Source organism: Zobellia barbeyronii (assembly GCF_018603515.1).
Classification (GTDB): Bacteria; Bacteroidota; Bacteroidia; order Flavobacteriales; family Flavobacteriaceae; genus Zobellia; species Zobellia barbeyronii.
The window spans coordinates 343896-361843 of the sequence record NZ_JACATN010000003.1 but is presented as its reverse complement, the minus strand read 5'-3'; the positions used below and the strand labels follow the sequence as shown (position 1 = coordinate 361843).

15 protein-coding genes are annotated in these 17948 nt (G+C 37.4%); 3 read left to right on the top strand and 12 right to left on the bottom strand.

Annotated elements, in window-relative coordinates; all coding sequences use genetic code 11:
• Nucleotides 1-151: 151 nt before the first annotated feature.
• The 6 genes from HW347_RS10065 to HW347_RS10040 all read right to left on the bottom strand — a co-directional run bounded on the left by HW347_RS10065 (nt 152) and on the right by HW347_RS10040 (nt 8100).
• Nucleotides 152-1753: an oleate hydratase gene (locus HW347_RS10065; RefSeq protein ID WP_214611760.1), complete on the bottom strand. Its 1602-nt coding sequence runs from the start codon at nt 1751-1753 to the stop codon at nt 152-154.
• Nucleotides 1754-2113: 360 nt separating this feature from the next.
• The gene (locus HW347_RS10060; protein WP_214611759.1) at nt 2114-3385 is read right to left on the bottom strand and encodes an MgtC/SapB family protein; all 1272 of its coding nucleotides are present in this window, start codon (nt 3383-3385) and stop codon (nt 2114-2116) included.
• Between the two features lie 26 nt (nt 3386-3411).
• The gene (locus HW347_RS10055) at nt 3412-5094 is read right to left on the bottom strand and encodes an ABC1 kinase family protein (RefSeq protein WP_214611758.1); all 1683 of its coding nucleotides are present in this window, start codon (nt 5092-5094) and stop codon (nt 3412-3414) included.
• A gap of 14 nt (nt 5095-5108) precedes the next feature.
• Nucleotides 5109-5495 (bottom strand): hypothetical protein, encoded by a 387-nt coding sequence (locus HW347_RS10050; protein ID WP_214611757.1) that lies wholly within the window; start codon nt 5493-5495, stop codon nt 5109-5111.
• Between the two features lie 273 nt (nt 5496-5768).
• Complete coding sequence (ftsH, locus tag HW347_RS10045) at nt 5769-7751, bottom strand: ATP-dependent zinc metalloprotease FtsH (RefSeq protein WP_214611756.1); 1983 nt, start codon at nt 7749-7751, stop codon at nt 5769-5771.
• Between the two features lies 1 nt (nt 7752).
• Nucleotides 7753-8100 carry a carboxymuconolactone decarboxylase family protein gene (locus HW347_RS10040; RefSeq protein WP_155597189.1) on the bottom strand — a complete coding sequence of 116 codons (348 nt, stop codon included), beginning with the start codon at nt 8098-8100 and terminating at the stop codon, nt 7753-7755.
• A gap of 309 nt (nt 8101-8409) precedes the next feature.
• Between HW347_RS10040 and HW347_RS10035 the strand changes: the two genes are divergently transcribed.
• The 3 genes from HW347_RS10035 (at nt 8410) to HW347_RS10025 (ending at nt 10474) form a co-directional block, all read left to right on the top strand.
• Nucleotides 8410-9069 carry a WG repeat-containing protein gene (locus tag HW347_RS10035; protein ID WP_214611755.1) on the top strand — a complete coding sequence of 220 codons (660 nt, stop codon included), beginning with the start codon at nt 8410-8412 and terminating at the stop codon, nt 9067-9069.
• A 138-nt stretch (nt 9070-9207) separates the two neighbouring features.
• On the top strand, nt 9208-9993 hold the full coding sequence (locus HW347_RS10030) for a universal stress protein (RefSeq protein ID WP_214611754.1): 786 nt from the start codon (nt 9208-9210) through the stop codon (nt 9991-9993).
• Nucleotides 9994-10042: 49 nt separating this feature from the next.
• Nucleotides 10043-10474, top strand: a complete 432-nt coding sequence (locus HW347_RS10025) for a hypothetical protein (RefSeq protein WP_214611753.1) — start codon at nt 10043-10045, stop codon at nt 10472-10474.
• Nucleotides 10475-10582: 108 nt separating this feature from the next.
• Here HW347_RS10025 and glk read toward each other — a convergent pair whose 3' ends face one another.
• Genes glk through ppsA form a run of 6 tightly spaced genes read right to left on the bottom strand, consistent with a single transcriptional unit; the run spans nt 10583 to nt 17825 of the window.
• A complete protein-coding gene (glk, locus tag HW347_RS10020; protein ID WP_225901893.1) occupies nt 10583-11656 on the bottom strand; it encodes a glucokinase in 1074 nt (357 codons plus the stop codon).
• A gap of 12 nt (nt 11657-11668) precedes the next feature.
• Entirely contained in the window at nt 11669-12715 is a 1047-nt protein-coding gene (locus tag HW347_RS10015; RefSeq protein WP_214612141.1) for a class I fructose-bisphosphate aldolase, read from the bottom strand.
• Between the two features lie 10 nt (nt 12716-12725).
• A complete protein-coding gene (locus HW347_RS10010; RefSeq protein ID WP_214611752.1) occupies nt 12726-13679 on the bottom strand; it encodes a 1-phosphofructokinase family hexose kinase in 954 nt (317 codons plus the stop codon).
• A gap of 30 nt (nt 13680-13709) precedes the next feature.
• On the bottom strand, nt 13710-14399 hold the full coding sequence (locus HW347_RS10005) for a 2,3-bisphosphoglycerate-dependent phosphoglycerate mutase (RefSeq protein WP_214611751.1): 690 nt from the start codon (nt 14397-14399) through the stop codon (nt 13710-13712).
• Between the two features lie 7 nt (nt 14400-14406).
• On the bottom strand, nt 14407-15396 hold the full coding sequence (locus tag HW347_RS10000; RefSeq protein WP_155597182.1) for a 2-hydroxyacid dehydrogenase: 990 nt from the start codon (nt 15394-15396) through the stop codon (nt 14407-14409).
• A 20-nt stretch (nt 15397-15416) separates the two neighbouring features.
• Nucleotides 15417-17825 (bottom strand): phosphoenolpyruvate synthase, encoded by a 2409-nt coding sequence (ppsA, locus tag HW347_RS09995; protein WP_214611750.1) that lies wholly within the window; start codon nt 17823-17825, stop codon nt 15417-15419.
• Between the last annotated feature and the right edge of the window lie 123 nt (nt 17826-17948).

Here is a 17948-nt window from a genome sequence, read left to right as displayed (position 1 = left end):
CTGAGCATTGTGCAATTAAGGCTAGGTATAAAAAGTTTGCTTTCATTGTTTTTCTATCCTGACCCCTCCGAAGCTTCGGAGCAGAGTCTTAATTTGCCTGTTTAATAAATGTTCTTTTTTATTAATTCCTTAAGGTTGACCGTGAGTATATTTAATGAAATGCTTTCATTACCGTTTCTACTTCCACTTTTACCGTTTTATCAAATTTGGTTATTGGCGGAATTTCAAGATCAATCTCAAGTAATTCATACACTGCCATTTGAGCAGCCCTAATTGAGTATTCAACCGTGAAAACAACATCATCAGGTATTTCTACAAACTGACTAATAAATGCCAAGTTTTTTGAGTTTTTAGGGACTGGTAGGGGTCTATCCGTTTTTAAACGTGGCATGAACATACTTGTGATATACGGCATTCTACAAGGAATACAAATAGCATTCGCAAATACAACATCATAATCAAATTTTAGATGTCCGGCGAGTTCTCTAAGAATTTCTTCTCCAGAACACTCTGTCATAGGTTTGCCTACAAAATTTCCAACACGGTCAGGGTGTAGCCCATACGTAAAGAATACCTGAACATCTGATGGTTGATCTTTATAATGTGGTTGTTGGTTTAGTGAAAAACTCATAAACCAGTTAGAGTCTTTTAGAGTTACCTGGCTACCTGTTCCTGCTTTATTACCAGAGAATTTTTCCATCTGGTCAAAAAAGGCAGTGTCTTTTAAGGTTACTGTAAAAGATTCCCAAAAGGATTCTGCTATGTTAGAATTGAATACTGCAGGATTACCGAATTCCGGATATTTTTTAGCTAGTTTTTCCCATAAGGTCCATCCTTGGCTATCTGCTTTTGTATAGAATTTAGGAGCACTTGTCATGGAACCATAACTAGAAGCATCTGTCATTGATCCATTTTGATAGAATACCAAATCACCATCTTTAATTTCAATTGTTTTGCTATTTCTTGCATTTTCGTAAACAAGGTTTTTTACAATTACTTTTTCGCTTCCCGTTTTTGGATCAAGACCATATTCTGTATCCAAGTCAGTAACCGTACTGCCTCTCATAAAAGTGACACCGTGAGATTTAAGCCAGACTTCCAAAGGAAGAATCATAGAGTCATACTGGTTATAAACTGTACGTCTAACTCCCGTCATGGTTTCAACATTGGGAAACTCCTGCATAAATCTATGTAGGTAACGTTTAAATTCAACAGCACTATGCCAAGGAGAGAAAGCAAAACTTGTTCGCCACATAAACCAGAAATTGCTTTCGAAAAACGAAGGGGTAAACCAATCGTAAATTGAACTATTACCTAATTTTTCTTCACTTGCCTCACTCAGTTTAAGAAGTTCTGTACGGTTGGCCATGGTAAGACCTAGTTTAGAAGAATCAACAATGGCTCGGTTTTTATCAATAAGACGTGCTTTTGCGTTAGATTTTACGCGTTCGTTAAACGCAACAGTTTCTTCGTATACAGAGGTATTGGGGTCTGTAAGTGATGGAATTGTATTAAACAATGCCCAAGTACATTCATAAATATTTAAGGTTAACATACGGGAACCACGCAACGTATACCCTTGCTCAGGATTTCCTCCAGCATCCAAACTACCGCCAAGGACTGGCAAGCTCTCATAGATGGTAATATTGCTACCTGATACTCCGCCATCACGAATTAGAAATGCTGCTCCGGCTAGTGATCCTATTCCACCACCAATGAAGTACGCTTTTCTGTCACTGTTTTGAATATCCATAATAAATTATTTTAAATTATTATTTATCGTAATTCGTAGTTGGCCAGTAAGTTTCTTCAGCATCATCATCGCCTGATTAAAGTCTTCGGGTCTATCTAAGAGCTACATTATTTTGTGCGGTTTTTTAGTTATAATAGGGGTTTGAAGTTTACAATTGCATTCTAGCAAAAGCCTACTTGAAAAATCCGTATTCAAAGTTATGGGAAGGCGCGAGATGATAAACTGACCTAGGTCATGCACACGTAAAAACATGAAATTTCAGTTGTTTATCCAGGTGATAGTTTAAGAAAATAAGGGCTAGCCCATCTTGCTGAAGACAGATTAGAAAATTTATTTAAGTAGATGCTTTTTTGGCTAGGATTAAACGTTGTTCACAAGGATATAGATGACACCTACAAGAATGATGGAACCAAAAGTATAGCCTACGAGCTTTCCTGTAGTTTTTGAGCCCTTAAATATACTGATGCCTAACTTCACGAGCATATTGCTTGAAATGGCAGCAATGATGACCAAAGATGCCAATTCTAGTTTTTCTGAATCCAATGAAAATTTTGCCATACTTATGGTAATAGCATCCGTATCTGCTAACCCCGAAATTAAGGCGGAATAATACAGACCACTTTCGCCAAAAAACTTATTACTGTAGAAAACAGCAAATAGGATTACCACATAAATAGCTCCAAAACCAATAGCATTTAATATGTTAAGTGGGTTTCCTAACTTAATATTGGTATCTGGTTTTTTTGTATCTCTTTGGATGAGGACTAACGAGACTACTATACATATTATGGTTAAAAGGCAAAAGGGGAGTGCTAAATATATCAGAAGGTCTCCATTAAAAATATACGCCAAAAGCGCAAGTCTAGGAAACATAATTGCGGAAGCAATAATGATACCTGCTGCGTACTTTTTTGAGAGCTCGGGAGATTCTTCGCTTCGAGAAGCATAGCTCCATGTAACCGCTGTGCTGGATATGAGACCACCTAGAATCGCTGTTAATAATATTCCCTTTTTTGAACCTACATATTTGACCAAAAAATAGCCTATAAAATTCAAAAAAGATACAATAACAACTATGGATCCAATTTCAAACGGATTCAATAAGCCACTGGGGCCGTAGACTTTGTTAGGAAGGAAAGGCAGAATCAAAAGTGATATAATCGAGAACTTAATAAAAGCAAAAAGCTCTTCTGAAGTAATGTTGCTGATTACCGTTCGGAATCTTGTTTTTAATGAAAGTAAGGTTACTATAATAACCGCTGTAGCAACGGCATCTCTATAATACTCTGCGGATACCATGATACCTAAAACAAACGTAGCGATCAAGGCTAAGTTGGTGGTTAATCCTTTGCCATATTCTTCCTGTTTTTGATAAATATGATTGAACGCTAAAAACAGTATGAAAGCTCCTAAACTGATAATCAATATCCAAACCGTGAATTTATCGGTGAGGTTTTCTAAGGTAAAGCCTAGAATGGCAACAATAGGAAAAGTACGAATACCGGCAAACCCTTGATCTTTTAACTTATCATATTCTCTTTCCAAGCCAATAATCAAGCCAATTCCCATACTTATGAGCACACCTAAAATGTAGCTGTCCGTAAATTCACTTATGCCTTCAAACTTTATCATCTAGTTTTTAGATTAGTGGTCACTGCTTAAAATTGATTGTTTTTAAAAATTGATATTACAATGTAAAAACCCAATACGGCCGATAGCACAAAACCAATAGCTCCCAATAGTGGAATACCATTAACCAGAGGAGGCATTTTTGCCATAACCAAGATAGAAGACCCAATAGAAAGGGCTGCTATGATTACAGCAAAGACCAAACGGTTCACAGATTTACTCATTGCCGTTTGAAATTCATTTAACCCCTTGTGTTCGTGGATGACTAACAGTTTACCATCTTTTATTTTTTTAAGTATGGCATTGACGTCATCGGGCAGGGTGTCTATGAGATCATTAATATCTTGAAAGCGACTTAGGTTCTTTTTGAATAGCCGTTTTAGGCTGAATCTTCTGCGAATAATTTTAGAGGTATAAGGCTCTAAATTATCCGTAATATTAAAATCTGGGTCTAATTTTCTACCTACGCCTTCTATTATAATAAGTCCCCTTATCAGCATATATAGATAGTGTGGTAGGACAATTCTATTCTCGTACAGTACAGTTTTAAACTGAATGAGAATAGTTCCTATTTTCACATTTTGAAGTGAAATGTCACTTATTCCAGAAACCAGTTCATATAAATCTTGTTCTAGTTTTTTGTAATCGGGTATATCTGTTTTTACCGCAATTTTCTCAAGTAGAATAATAATTTTCTTAACGTCTTTTCTCAAGAAATAGAGAAGAAGGTCGCCAAGGGCTTCTTTATCATTAGGCATTACCGTACCCATCATGCCAAAATCTAAAAAGCAGATTTGGCCCGTAGCCGGAAGTACAAAAATGTTTCCTGGGTGTGGATCCGCATGAAAGAAACCATGCTCAAGAATTTGTTCTATATACAGGTCAACTCCAACTTTAGCTACTGCCGCTGGATCTATGTTTGCAGCTTTTAGCGTATTGACTTCGGATACTTTTATCCCGTCAATAAATTCCATGCAGATCATACGATTGGTAGACAGCGAACGATAGATTACCGGAACATGAATCATTTCATTGCCCTCAAAATTGCGAGCGAATCTTTCAGTATTATCCATCTCTCGCAAAAACTGAAGTTCTTCGCGAATACTTTGTTCAAAAGAGGCTATAATACGCACGGGTTGTAAAGCTTGTGCTTGGGTACTGTATTTCTCCAATGCTTTGGCAACTTGTTTCATAATCAACAAATCGCTCTCAATAACTTCTTCTATATTTGGGCGCTGAATTTTAAGAACCACTTCATCACCGTTCAATAATATGGCCCTGTGTACTTGGGCTAAAGATGCTGCCGCTAAGGGTTCTGGATTGACGGACAAGAAATAATCGGCCAAGGTAATTTCTAACTCGTCTTCAATGGTTTTTTGTACATCAAAGTTTTTTAAATTGGGCGCATGGTCTTGTAGTTTCTCTAATTCCTTTATGAGTTCAGGTGGAAGCATGTCTTCCCGATTGCTGAAAATCTGGCCTAGCTTTACGTAGCTTGGTCCTAGTTCTTCGAGCACCATACGAATACGTTCGTATGTTGAAAAAGAAAGGTTTTTTTCGGTATCGGGATGTCCGTTCAAATAACTTTTTGGAATCGCCTTAGAGATACCGCTATTTACCAAAACGTCCTCAAAACCATACTTGGCGAGGACGTTGAATAAGGTGGCATACCTTTTTATTTCTTTTTGTTTCGGAATTTTAAATGCAGCCATATTTTATGGTGTTATTACATATATTTTGACAGAAACCGGAAAAAATCTTTTTTAAGATCAGCGTAAATCTGTCTCTGGGTTTCCATTTTTTCACGAATCTCTTTATGTGTACTAAACATAGGAACATCCATAGTGTCACCTAGTTTATTACTATGCTCGGAAATGTTCATTTCATGCTTTTCCATCGCTTCTTGTAAATCTTCAATTACATTACCATGTAGAATAAATTCATTCTGATAATGTTCGAGTTGCGCAAGAACATCCTTATCCGTCCAACGTGTTACAAGTTCACCTAATCTGTTATTGAAAGATTTTAATTCGTCCTTCCAAAAAGCAAGTTCAGACTCCCATTGTTTGTGTTCAAAGTGTAAATCGGAATTGTAAATAACTGCTGTTTTCATAACCTGTCTATAAAATTATTAACTAAGAGTTTTACTTAAAATTTAATCTATAGTCAAAGGTGTAATTTTCCTAGCACATTAGATATGACGCAAGTCATACTTTGCTAGTATAGTTAACTTTAAATATAGTAAATAGAAATATGAACAATCTAGTTTAGGAAATCATTTTAAAAGAATAGAGGGTACATTATAAGTATAATGCACCCTCTAAAAAATGACCTAGCGTATCATTAAATTTTATCAAATAGATTGATAAAACATGGCTTTTTTATTTTAGATGACAGATAATTGGGTATCGTCATTTACATCTGCATTTTTAGGAATAAATTCTATTCTTTTTCCAAGAATAGCTTCCAAATCCTCTTTCTCGGCTACTTCATGCTCCAGCAAATGTTGGGCAAGTTTCTCTAGCTCCGCTCTGTGCTCAACTAATACGGCTTTAGTTTTCTTGTAGGCATTGAGAATTAGAGATTGAGCTTCCTGATCTATAAGCTTGGCCATAGATTCACTATAAGGTTTCCCTACAAGACGGTCATTTTGTCCTGAGGAGTCATAAAAACTCATTGGGCCTATTTTTTCGTCAAGTCCGTAGTAAGATACCATGGCATAGGCTTGTTTTGTTGCTTTTTCCAAATCATCTAAAGCTCCTGAAGAAATCTCGTTAAAAACAATTTCTTCTGCAGCCCTTCCCCCCAATGAGGCGCACATCTGATCTATAAATTGGGCTTTGGTAACAATTTGTCTTTCTTCTGGTAAATACCATGCAGCACCCAAAGATTTACCCCGTGGGATAATAGAGACTTTAACCAAGGCATCTACATTTTTCAAGTACCAACTTACCACGGCATGACCTGCTTCATGATGTGCAACGGTTTCTTTTTCTTTTGGTGCTATAATTTTACTTTTTCGTTCCATTCCTCCAACAACACGGTCCCTTGCATCCATAAAATCATGAGAATGTACTTTTTTCTCTTTTTTACGAGCGGCAATAAGTGCAGCTTCATTACAGATATTGGCAATGTCCGCTCCTGAAAATCCCGGACTTAATTTAGCCAAATCCTTTGGTTTTACATCTCCCGCAAGTTTAAGTGGTCTAAGGTGCACTTTGAAAATTTCTTCACGCTCATCCTTGGTAGGTAGTTCAAGATATATATGCCGGTCAAACCTTCCGGGTCTCAATAAGGCTTTATCAAGCACATCTGGGCGGTTGGTTGCGGCCAATACAATTACGCCAGTATTGGGGCCAAAACCATCTAGTTCGGTAAGTAATTGGTTCAATGTATTTTCACGCTCATCATTAGACTGAAAACCACCGCCTTTACCACGGGAACGGCCTACGGCATCAATTTCATCAATAAAAATAATACTTGGAGTTTTTTCTTTTGCACGTTTAAATAAATCACGCACCCTAGATGCACCAACACCAACGAACATTTCAACAAATTCAGAACCGGACATAGAAAAGAAAGGAACTTGGGCTTCTCCGGCTACGGCTTTTGCTATCAGAGTTTTTCCTGTACCAGGAGGTCCTACGAGCAAAACGCCTTTTGGAATTTTTGCTCCCAACTCCGTATACATTTCTGGGTTCTTTAGAAAGTCTACGACTTCCATGACTTCAATTTTCGCTTCTTTTAAACCTGCTACATCGTTAAAAGTTACGGAGCTTTTAGTGTCCTTTTTAGCCAGTTTAGCAGTAGACTTTCCTATGTTCATCATAGAACTTCCCATGCCGCTACCATTTCCCATTCGCTTCAGCATAAAAAACCAGAAAGCCATAAGTACCACTAGTGGTAAAATCCAAGATAGGGTAGAACCCCAACTTGTACGGTTTTGATACTGAACATCAATTTTGTTTGGAGACGAAAAAGAACTTTGCGCTTGTTCTAACTTATTTTCAAAATTCTCAACAGAGCCAATAGTCATTCTGTATTTAGGCCCTTGAATATTACCAAACAAACTCTCGGCACTATCTTTTGAAGCTTTGTTTGCAGCGGTATCTTTTTTAATATAGAATTCTGCAAATTCCTTATTGACCACTATTATTTTTGAAACCTCACGTTTCGCTAAAAGCGAATCTTGAAGAAACGTCCAACTTATTTTTTGTGTAGCAGAAACAGGGCTGGAGATAAAAGTGAACAAGGCAAAAGACCCAAAAACCAAAATGAGAATCCAATTAGAATTGAATCCGCCAAAAGGCGATTTTGAGTTTTTATCCTTCGGCGTACCGGTGTCTTTTTTGTTTGGTTGCTGTTTCATATTATTGGAGTACCACAAATTGGTTCAATGCTTCCAAAGCTTCACAACCGTACATGAGAGCGGGACCTCCACCCATCATAACAGCCACGCCTATGGTTTCTATAATTTCTTCGGAACTAGCGCCTGCTTCAATGGCATCGTGCACATGAAAGGCAATACAACCGTCGCAGCGAACTGTAATGGCGATACCCAGAGCAATAAGTTCCTTGGTTTGGGTAGAAAGTACACCTTCTGCAGTACTGGCCTTGTGTAAACTATTGAAGCCACTTATAGTGTCGGGTATATTAGTCCCTAATTCCTTTATTAATCTTGTGAGGTCGTTGTAGTGTTTTCCATAATCTTTTATCATGACGAAGTATTTTAGAATTTATACAGTTTTAGAAATGATTTTTTCTAGTGTAATCAAAACCAGTTCAAAGCTATTTTAAATCCTCAAGTTTAAATATGATTTAAATCAGTAGCCTCTAGGAAATTATAGGTTTTGGAGGAAGGTAGGGGGATGAGGCTGTTCCCATACCTATAAATTGAGACTGAAGTAACTGAGAAGTATTTTGAAAGATTTCTTTTGATGCGTTTAAAAATAATAGGCAACTGACGTAGGTCATTTAAAATTGAAAAAGACCCCTATACCTTTGAGTGAACACAAAAACATTTAGAGATGAAACGCTTATTTATTATTTCGTTTTTACTGTCAATACCTATTTTGGGTATTTCGCAGTCAGTAGAGGACATCAATAAACCTATAGTTGGCGAACTTGATCAGATTGAGCCTTTTAGTGAAGGTTTAGCAGCAGTTAAAAAAGGAAGCCAATGGGGTTTTATTGATGAAGACGGTCAGTTGGTTATTGGATTTAGAGGAGATTTGGTATGGAACAAAACACCAAACACTAACAATTTTGGCATAGAAGGCATTGAATCCCCTAAATTTAAAGATGGACTTTGTGCCGTAAAAACAATTAAGGAAGATGGTATTGCGCGATACGGGTTTATGGACAAAAAGGGCAACATAGTTGTACCAACTGATTTTTTAAATGTGAGTCAGTTTAGTGATGGCGTTGCAGTGGGTATCTACGAAAGCAAGGAATTACGGGGAAAGAATTCCTTTCAACTAAAAATATATGATTATGATTTTACCGAGGTAGTAGTGAACCAAGCTGGTGAAATGCTGTGGCCAATACAAGAAAGGCAAGACATTGTGATGTCTAAAAAACTATATAAATTACCTGAATTACAGGCTAGGTTGATTTCAAAAAATCTCTTAGCTGTGAAAGATAAAACTAATACCTGGAAAATTGTTAAGCCTAAACTTCAAGATTGAAGCAGTAAGTTAATTAACTAGCATGTTTTGGTCATATGTGTTACGTATTCGCATATGACCAAAGTCATGTATTTTCTTATAATCTAAGACTAAATTTGAGTGTATGGCTTACGAAAGCCATACGTAAAGAAACACAACATGGACAAAATTGAAACAATACTCATTCCCTTTGATTTTACGAAGGCATCAAAAAAAGCATTGGAGTATGCTGCAGGTTTCGTTGGTAGACTGGACGATATTAAAATTGTATTAGCCTATGTTTCTGGAAACTGTAATCTTGAATTGCTACCCGAAAATTTTGAAAGGCTGGAGAAAGAATATAGAGGCATTCTTAAGAATAAATTGGAGTGGGAAATTCAAGATGGAAAGCTTATTGAGACCTTAATTAAAATCCGGAAAAAAGATAAGATAGATCTTATCATAATGGGAACATCTGGTAAAGACAAAAAAGAAATTAAGCAACATACAAATACAGCAAACCTTGTTTTAAAGGGTAAATGTCCAGTTTTGGTTATACCTCATGATTGTCAAGATTACAATCTAGCCAATATTGCATTGGTTATTGGTAGGGAAGAGATTGATGATACCAAAAAATTAGGAACGCTTTTAATGATAGCCCGTAAATGTAATGCTAAGGTACATGTGTTGACTGTAGAAAACCAGCCTGGTCTTTATGGGTATAGCAAAGAAGAAGAGAAGAATGAGAATGCTATAGAATATTATCTAGAAACGTTTTATAAAGAGCGTGTGTTCATTAAGAATAATGATGTTATAGAAGGAATAAATACATACGCGATAAAGAATGATATTGATGTTGTGGCCATTCTTCCTAGAAATCAAACTATGCACAGTGAGCCTACTGAAGGGGAATTGACGCAAATGTTGATTCTAAACTCTAAAGTACCCATACTTGTTTTAGAATAACAAGAACAAGAAAAAATCAAAACTGTTATTTTTTAAAATAATATAAGACATGGAAAATTTTAGAATCAGGCCCAAAGGTGATTTTATTGAAAATGGTGACTGGCAAGAACTATATATTTTAACGGAACATTGGAAGTCAGACCTTTTGTTTTATAAGGATGACCTTAGGTTTTTAAGACACTTAGAGGATAAATATTTCTTGTGGATTAAGGCACAAGCAGATTTGGATAACATAAGAAGAGCTGGGGAAAGTATCCTTAAGGATTCAAGAGATTGTGACGAGTTGTTAGAGCGAGTTGGTAAGCATTTATTACATATAGCGGCAATAATTGATGACCCTGAAAAACAAAATTATAAAACGTTCAGGGTGGAGCATAACGAGCTTGAAGAAGAAGTGACTAAATTTATCAAGAACACTAGAAGAAATAGAAGGGAATTGTTCAAAGTCATAGAAATGGATGTAGAAGTCGATAAGATGTAGCCCACGAAATTAAGTGAAGAAAGGTCTTAGAATTTCTAAAAAGACAACAGGTCTTGAGTCATTATGATTCAAGACCTGCTGTCTTTTTTACTTCAAATAGGTTGAACTTTACTCAAGATTCATTGCAGCATAATATGCCGCTCCCATCAAAGCTGTATTATCATTAAGAATAACATCTACGGGAACCATTTGTAAAAGAGAGTTCATGCGTCCAGACTGCATAAAATTATCTGTAAATACTTCTCTATTCATTCCTTTTATAATCTTGGGCATAATTCCTCCACCAATATAAATACCTCCGGTAGCCTTAAATTTTAAGGCAAGTTGAGAAGTTTCTATTGCTAAAAATCGAACAAAAAGATCTAAGGTTTCCCTGCAGACTACATCAGAACCTTCCAAAGCCGTTTTGGTGATAACGGCAGCCGGATCTTCTTTGGCCATTTTTGCTTTAAAAGCATCGGTTTCTTTTTCACCACTAACATTACGTATCAGTTGATAGGTATCACATATACCTTGTCCTGATAGCAAACGCTCCCAACTTACATGGCCATATTTCTGCTGAAAATATTTCCATATTTCAAGGTCAAAATCGTTTCTCGGACTAAAATCGCAATGGCCTCCTTCTGTGGCAAAAGGATGGTATGCAGAGCCGTCCCAAAATAGGCCGGCTTCCCCTAAACCAGTTCCTGGAGAAATAATAACAGCATTACCTTCTATTTTTGAACCATATTTTAAATGATCTAAATCCTTTTCCTCTAGTGCGGCCAGCCCATAGGCGTTGGCCTGCATGTCATTTATTAAAAAAATGGATTTAAGATGAAGTGCTTTGATGAGCTTTTTGGTATCAATTCGCCAAGGGAAATTGGTGCCATGCACCTTTCCTTTGGTTATGGGACCGGCTACACCAAAACATATACTATCTATCTTAGCCATTTCTTCTATTTCAAAATCTTCTATGATTTCTAGTAAAGAGGAGTGGTTCTTTGTTCTATATGATTTTTGTTTGACTAGAAAAAGGTGACCATCTTTATATTCGTAAAGTGCTAGATTAGTCTTAGTTCCTCCTATATCACCCGCTAACACATTTCCATTTGTATGACCTAAACTCGTTTTAGAACCAACTGCCAAAGGAATCAGAGATTTATGAGCTAAGGGCAAAGAAAGTTTTTCCGTCATTTTCATAATCGTATATTTTTAAGCTATCGTAATTGCTGGGTCTAAGTAGATATCTTGTATAAGGTTTAATAGTTTAACACCTTCTTTCATTGGTCTTTGGAAAGCTTTTCTGCCCGAAATCAATCCCATACCACCAGCTCTTTTGTTAATTACCGCAGTACGTGCAGCGGCTGCAAAATCATCATCACCTGAAGCACCACCGGAATTAATAAGTCCAGCTCTCCCCATGTAGCAATTCGCAACTTGGTATCTGGTCAGGTCAATAGGGTGGTCTGTTGTTAGTTTACTATAGACAAGGTCATTAGTTTTTCCGAAATTTTTCAAAGCATTAAAACCACCATTATTACTTGGCTGTTTTTGTTTGATGATATCGGCCTCAATCGTTACACCAAGGTGATTGGCCTGCCCGGTTAAATCAGCACTAACGGAATAGTCCTTATCCTTTTTAAATGCGTCATTACGCAGATAACACCAAAGAACTGTGGCCATACCCAATTCATGCGCACGTTTAAATGCTTTGCTGGTTTCTTGTATTTGTCTATCGGATTCTGGAGAGCCAAAATAAATTGTAGCTCCTACAGCTACAGCACCCATGTCCCAAGCTTGTTCTACTTGTGCAAAATAAATTTGATCAAAAGTGTTGGGATACGTAAGTAACTCATTATGGTTCAATTTAACCAAAAAAGGAATTTTATGAGCGTATTTTCTGGATACTGCTCCTAGTACACCTAATGTGGAAGCTACTGCATTACAGCCCCCTTCAATGGCAAGTTTTACAATATTCTCAGGGTCAAAATACTCAGGGTTTGGTGCAAAACTGGCACCTGCGGAATGTTCTACACCTTGATCTACCGGCAATAGGGAAAGATGGCCTGTACCTCCTAGTCTCCCGTGGTCAAATAACTGTTGTAAACTTCCTAAAACCCGGTTAGATCTATCGGACAAAGCCATTATCCTATCATTAAAATCGGGGCCTGGAAGGTGGATTTTATCCTTAGGAATAGTAATACATTCATGATCTAGCAGGTAGAAGGTTTCTTCTTTTAAATATTTTTCAATTTCCATCATTAGTGTTTTAATTAGTTTCTAAAATGGGTGCTTGCTGTTTTATCCATTCATACAGCTTGTCCGCATCTTCTTTAATACATAGTTGTGTGCCATGGTGCATTGTGGCAGCAGTTCCGCATGCCACGCCATACCTTACCATGTCAACTAGAGATTTACCCCATATAAGGCTCATGACCATTCCGGCAACCATACTGTCACCTGCACCAATAGTACTTTTTTGGTGAACCACGGGAGCTGGTACTTGTACCATTTCATTTTTGGTAACCAGTAAGGCCCCTTTTGGCCCTAGGGAGACGACAAGAATTTGGCAATCATTATTTTCTAAAAATTCTTGTGCCAATGATTTCAGGTCTAAGTCTGTTATAGAGGTAACCCCACATAACGCGCCTAATTCTGCCAAGTTGGGTTTTAGCATATAAACACGGGATTTCGCTGCTTTTATAAGTGCCTCACCAGAAGTATCAAGAATAAAAAGTGCTTCTTTATTTTCTGCTATACGGCTTATTTTTACGTAAAAATCATCTGGTATGTTGGGAGGTAACTTTCCACTTGCAACTAAATAATCTCCCTTATTGAGCTGCAGTTCCAATTGCTTTAAGGCATTTTGCCATTCTGCTTCCTGTATTGGTGGACCCGGCATTCCAAATCTGTATTGTTGATTGGTGCTGGTATCCGTTACCGCAAGGTTCTCACGTGTAAACCCCTTAATCGGGGTTATAGATTGTTCTATATCTTTTTCATCTAAAAGTTGTTTCAAATAAGCTCCTGAAGGACCACCGGAAAAGTAGCTACAAAGCGATGTGCCGCCTAACTTTTTTATAGCTCGTGATACATTTATTCCACCACCGCCCGCATCAAATGTAGGTTGGGTACAACGTAATTTTGTATTAGGGCCAATTCCCGCTACGGTAGTACTCTTATCAATAGCGGGGTTTACGGTGAGTGTAATTATACGTGCCATTTTAATAAGTTTTAAACTCGTTTTTTTGTCTTATTTTAATTGGTAATGTTCTACAACATTCAGTTTACCATCAAACTCATACAAGTGTGGAACACCCGTAGCTACTTCAACTTTTGCAATTTCTTCGGATGATATATGCTCTAGATATTCTATAAGAGCGCGCAATGAATTTCCGTGTGCGGATATCAATACGGTTTTGCCCTTGGCCAATTCTGGAGCAATAGCTTCAAAAAAGTAATTGACTACTCTTTTTGAAGTATCCTTAAGCGATTCTGCCAATGGTAATACAGATGCATCCAAAGCTTTATAATTAGAATCGAATTTTGGATTTCGTTTATCGTTTATAGAAAGACTGGGAGGGGGAGTGGCATAGCCTCTGCGCACGCTTAAAAAGAATTCTTCTCCTACTTCTTCTAAAACTTCATCTTTGTTCTTTCCTTGCCAATCTCCATAATGCCTTTCATTTAGCTTCCAGCTATACTTGGTGTCTACATGCATCATTTCTGCTGTTTCCAATAGAATCCATGCGGTACGGATGGCTCTTTTTAGATAAGAAGAGAAACAAATATCAATATCAATAAGATTTGATTTGATAAGTTCCCCAGCTTTTTTTGCCTCTTCCATTCCTTCCGGTGCCAAATCAACATCCGTCCACCCTGTAAAAACATTTTTTACGTTCCATAGACTTTTACCGTGCCTGACCAATATTAATTTTCCCATGCTAGGCTTATTTTATCTCGTTAATACAAGAATCTCCTTTTTCCATACATTCCAGATTGTCAAAGGTTATTCGTGAAATATTGTTTAGGGCTGTATCGGTCAAAAATGCTTGGTGACTACTTATCAATACATTTCTAAGGGTCATTAAACGCGCCATGGAATCATCTTGAAGAATATCTTCGGAATGATCTTCAAAATAGAGTCCTTTTTCCTCTTCATACACATCCATCCCGAAATAGCCTATTTGACCTGATTTAAGTCCGTTTATAACATCTATGGTTTTTACCAATCCGCCACGGCCAGCATTAATAAGCATCACGCCTTTTTTCATATCCGCAATTCTAGCCTCATCAATAAGGTGATGTGTTTCTGCATTTAGAGGAGCATGGAGGGTAATGATATCAGACTGCTTGCACAAAGAATCTAAATCTGTGTAAGTAGCATCATATTTTTCTACCAAAGATTTATCTTCAAAAATGTCATAAAGCAATAGTTTACAACCAAATCCGTGTAAAATCTTAGCCACTACACGGCCAATTTTCCCCGTGCCTATAATGCCCACCGTTTTGCCATTCATATCAAAACCAACCAGCCCGTTTAATGAAAAATTCATTTCCATAATCCGGTAGTGGGTTCTGACTAATTTTCGGTTAAGGGCAAGCATAACACCTACCGTAAATTCGGCAATGGCGTAGGGAGAATATTCAGGTACCCGCGCCATGCGAATACCCAATTTTTTTGCATGTGGCACATCTATGTTATTAAAACCGGCCGAACGTAGGGCTACATATTTAACACCAAGTTCATGCAACCTATCTAAGATGGGTGCAGATGCATTGTCTTCTGTAAAAATGCATATGGCATCACAATCTTTAGCTAAATCAACCGTATCTAAAGTCAGATAGGTATCAAACATTTTTAAAGTGTGCTTGCCATTACTTGCATTTTGTAAATAGTCTTTTTCCCAATTATGGACGTTGAATATTGCTATTTTCATTTTAGAATTCTAAAGAGATATTAATTGCTGCTTTCTGCCATTCCGTATGCAGTCTTGCTTTTCTCAGCCTTATTAATGTTTTTAATACCTGAAATCAATGCATCAGGATTAAAGGATACGGAGTTAATGCCTTGCTCTACAAGAAACTGGGCAAACTCGGGAAAATCACTTGGCGCCTGGCCACATAATCCAATTTTGGTATTGGTTTTGTTAGCTGATTTAATCACCATCGCAATCATTTTTTTAACTCCTATATCATTGATGTCAAAGATGTCACTCAACAATTCAGAATCTCTATCTACACCTAAAGTCAATTGTGTCAAATCGTTTGAACCAATTGAAAACCCATCAAAGAACTCAGCAAATTGTTCTGCTAAGATGATGTTGTTAGGTATCTCTGTCATCATGTAAAGCTGAAGTCCATTTTCACCTCTTTTCAAACCGTTTTTCTCTAAAACGGCTACTATTTTTGCAGCTTCTTTTAGTGTACGGCAGAATGGAATCATAATTTTTACGTTGGTCAACCCCATAGTTTCCCGTACTCTTTTTAGTGCTTTACATTCTAGTTCAAAAGCATCTTGGTACTTAGGATTGTAATATCTAGAAGCGCCCCTAAAACCTAACATTGGATTTGACTCTACAGGTTCAAACTCAGAACCACCAATTAAGCTGGCATATTCGTTGGTTTTAAAATCACTGGTACGAACAATGACATCTTTTGGATAAAAGGCTGCAGCTATTGTTCCAATACCTTCGGCAAGTTTGTGTACAAAATAATCTGACTTGTCTGGGTAGTGGTGTGTTAGTTTCTGGATTTTATCTTTAACCGCTTGGTCTTTTAACGTGTCAAAATGTTTTAAGGCCATAGGGTGAATTTGAATAGAGTTGTTGATAACGAACTCCATACGCATCAATCCAACTCCTTCAGAAGGATAAAATGAAAATTTGAATGCCTGGTCTGGATCTGCCAAAATAAGCATAGGTTGCGTTTTTGGCTTTCCTAAGGTAGTTAGGTCCACTTCGGTTTCGTCCCATTCTAAAAGGCCATCATAAACGACGCCTGTATCGCCTTCTGCGCAAGAAATGGTAATTTCTTGTCCGTCTTTAATCACTTCTGTAGCATTGTTACTTCCTACTATTGCGGCAGCACCAACTTCACGGGCAACAATAGCCGCATGGCTGGTTCGCCCACCTTGATTTGTAACAATACCCGCTGCTTTTTTAAGAATCGGATCCCAATCGGGATTGGTACGTTCGGTAACCAATATTTCACCTCTTTGAAGTTTATCAGATTCTGCTGGGCTATGTAATATGCGGGCTTTACCCGATGCTATTTTGTTACCCAAGCCCATTCCGTGAGTAAGCTCTTTACCTTTTTTAAGTAAGGTATAGGTGTTGATTTTTAATTTATTCGTTTTCGCACTCTGAACAGTTTCCGGTCTAGCTTGAACTATGAAAAGCTCATTTGTTTGTCCGTCTTTTGCCCATTCAATATCCATAGGGCGTTTATAGTGATCCTCAATAATTAATGACCACTGCGCTAGTTTTACTACTTCGGCATCTGTAAGTACATATTGTTCTTGTTTCTCCATAGGAGTATCAAGATTTATAGTACCACTACCAGATGTATCATAGACCATGGTTTTTTCTTTGCTCCCCAAACGTCTAGATACAATAGGTTGTTCAATACCATTCTTTAAGCTGGGTTTAAAAACAAAATAATCATCTGGGTTAATGCTGCCCTGTACAATATTTTCGCCCAAACCATATATGCTGGAAACCATTACCACTTGGTCAAAACCAGTGTCTGGATCTAAGGTGAAGTTTACTCCGGAAGCAGCCAAATCTGAACGTACCATCATTTGTATACCAATGGATAACGCTACTTTAGTATGGTCAAAGTTGTTATCTTCTCTGTATTTTATTGCACGGTCATTAAATAGTGATGCGTAACATCTTTTACAAGCATCAACAAGCTCATCTATTCCTTTTACGTTTAAATAACTGTCTTGTTGGCCCGCAAAACTCGCCGTGGGTAAATCTTCTGCAGTAGCGCTACTTCTTACCGCTAACGAAATATCACCATTATATTTTTTAGAAAGGGCATCGTATCCTTCTTCAATAGCATCTTTAAGATCTTTTGGAAGTTCTGTATCTAAAATAGCTTTCCTTACGCTAGCACCAATCTCCTTTAAGTTCGAAAAATCTGTAGTATTCAACTTTGCTAAAAGACCAAAAATCTCTTCTTGAATGTGTACTTCTTGCAGAAAGTGCCAATACGCTTCTGCTGTAGTAGCAAAGCCATCAGGAATCTGGACTCCTTTAGAGGTTAGCTTTTGAAACATTTCTCCGAGAGAGGCATTTTTACCTCCTACAGTTGGTACATCGTTAATGTCAATTTCACTAAAGTGACGTATGTAATTTTTCATCGCTATATATTTTAAAGGTCGTCTCCGGCCAAGATTATAGACTACGAATCTCCGATGTTTCCTTGCCAATGAAAATGACCTAGGTCATGGAGGAAAAAAATTGCGTCATGACCTAGGTCATGG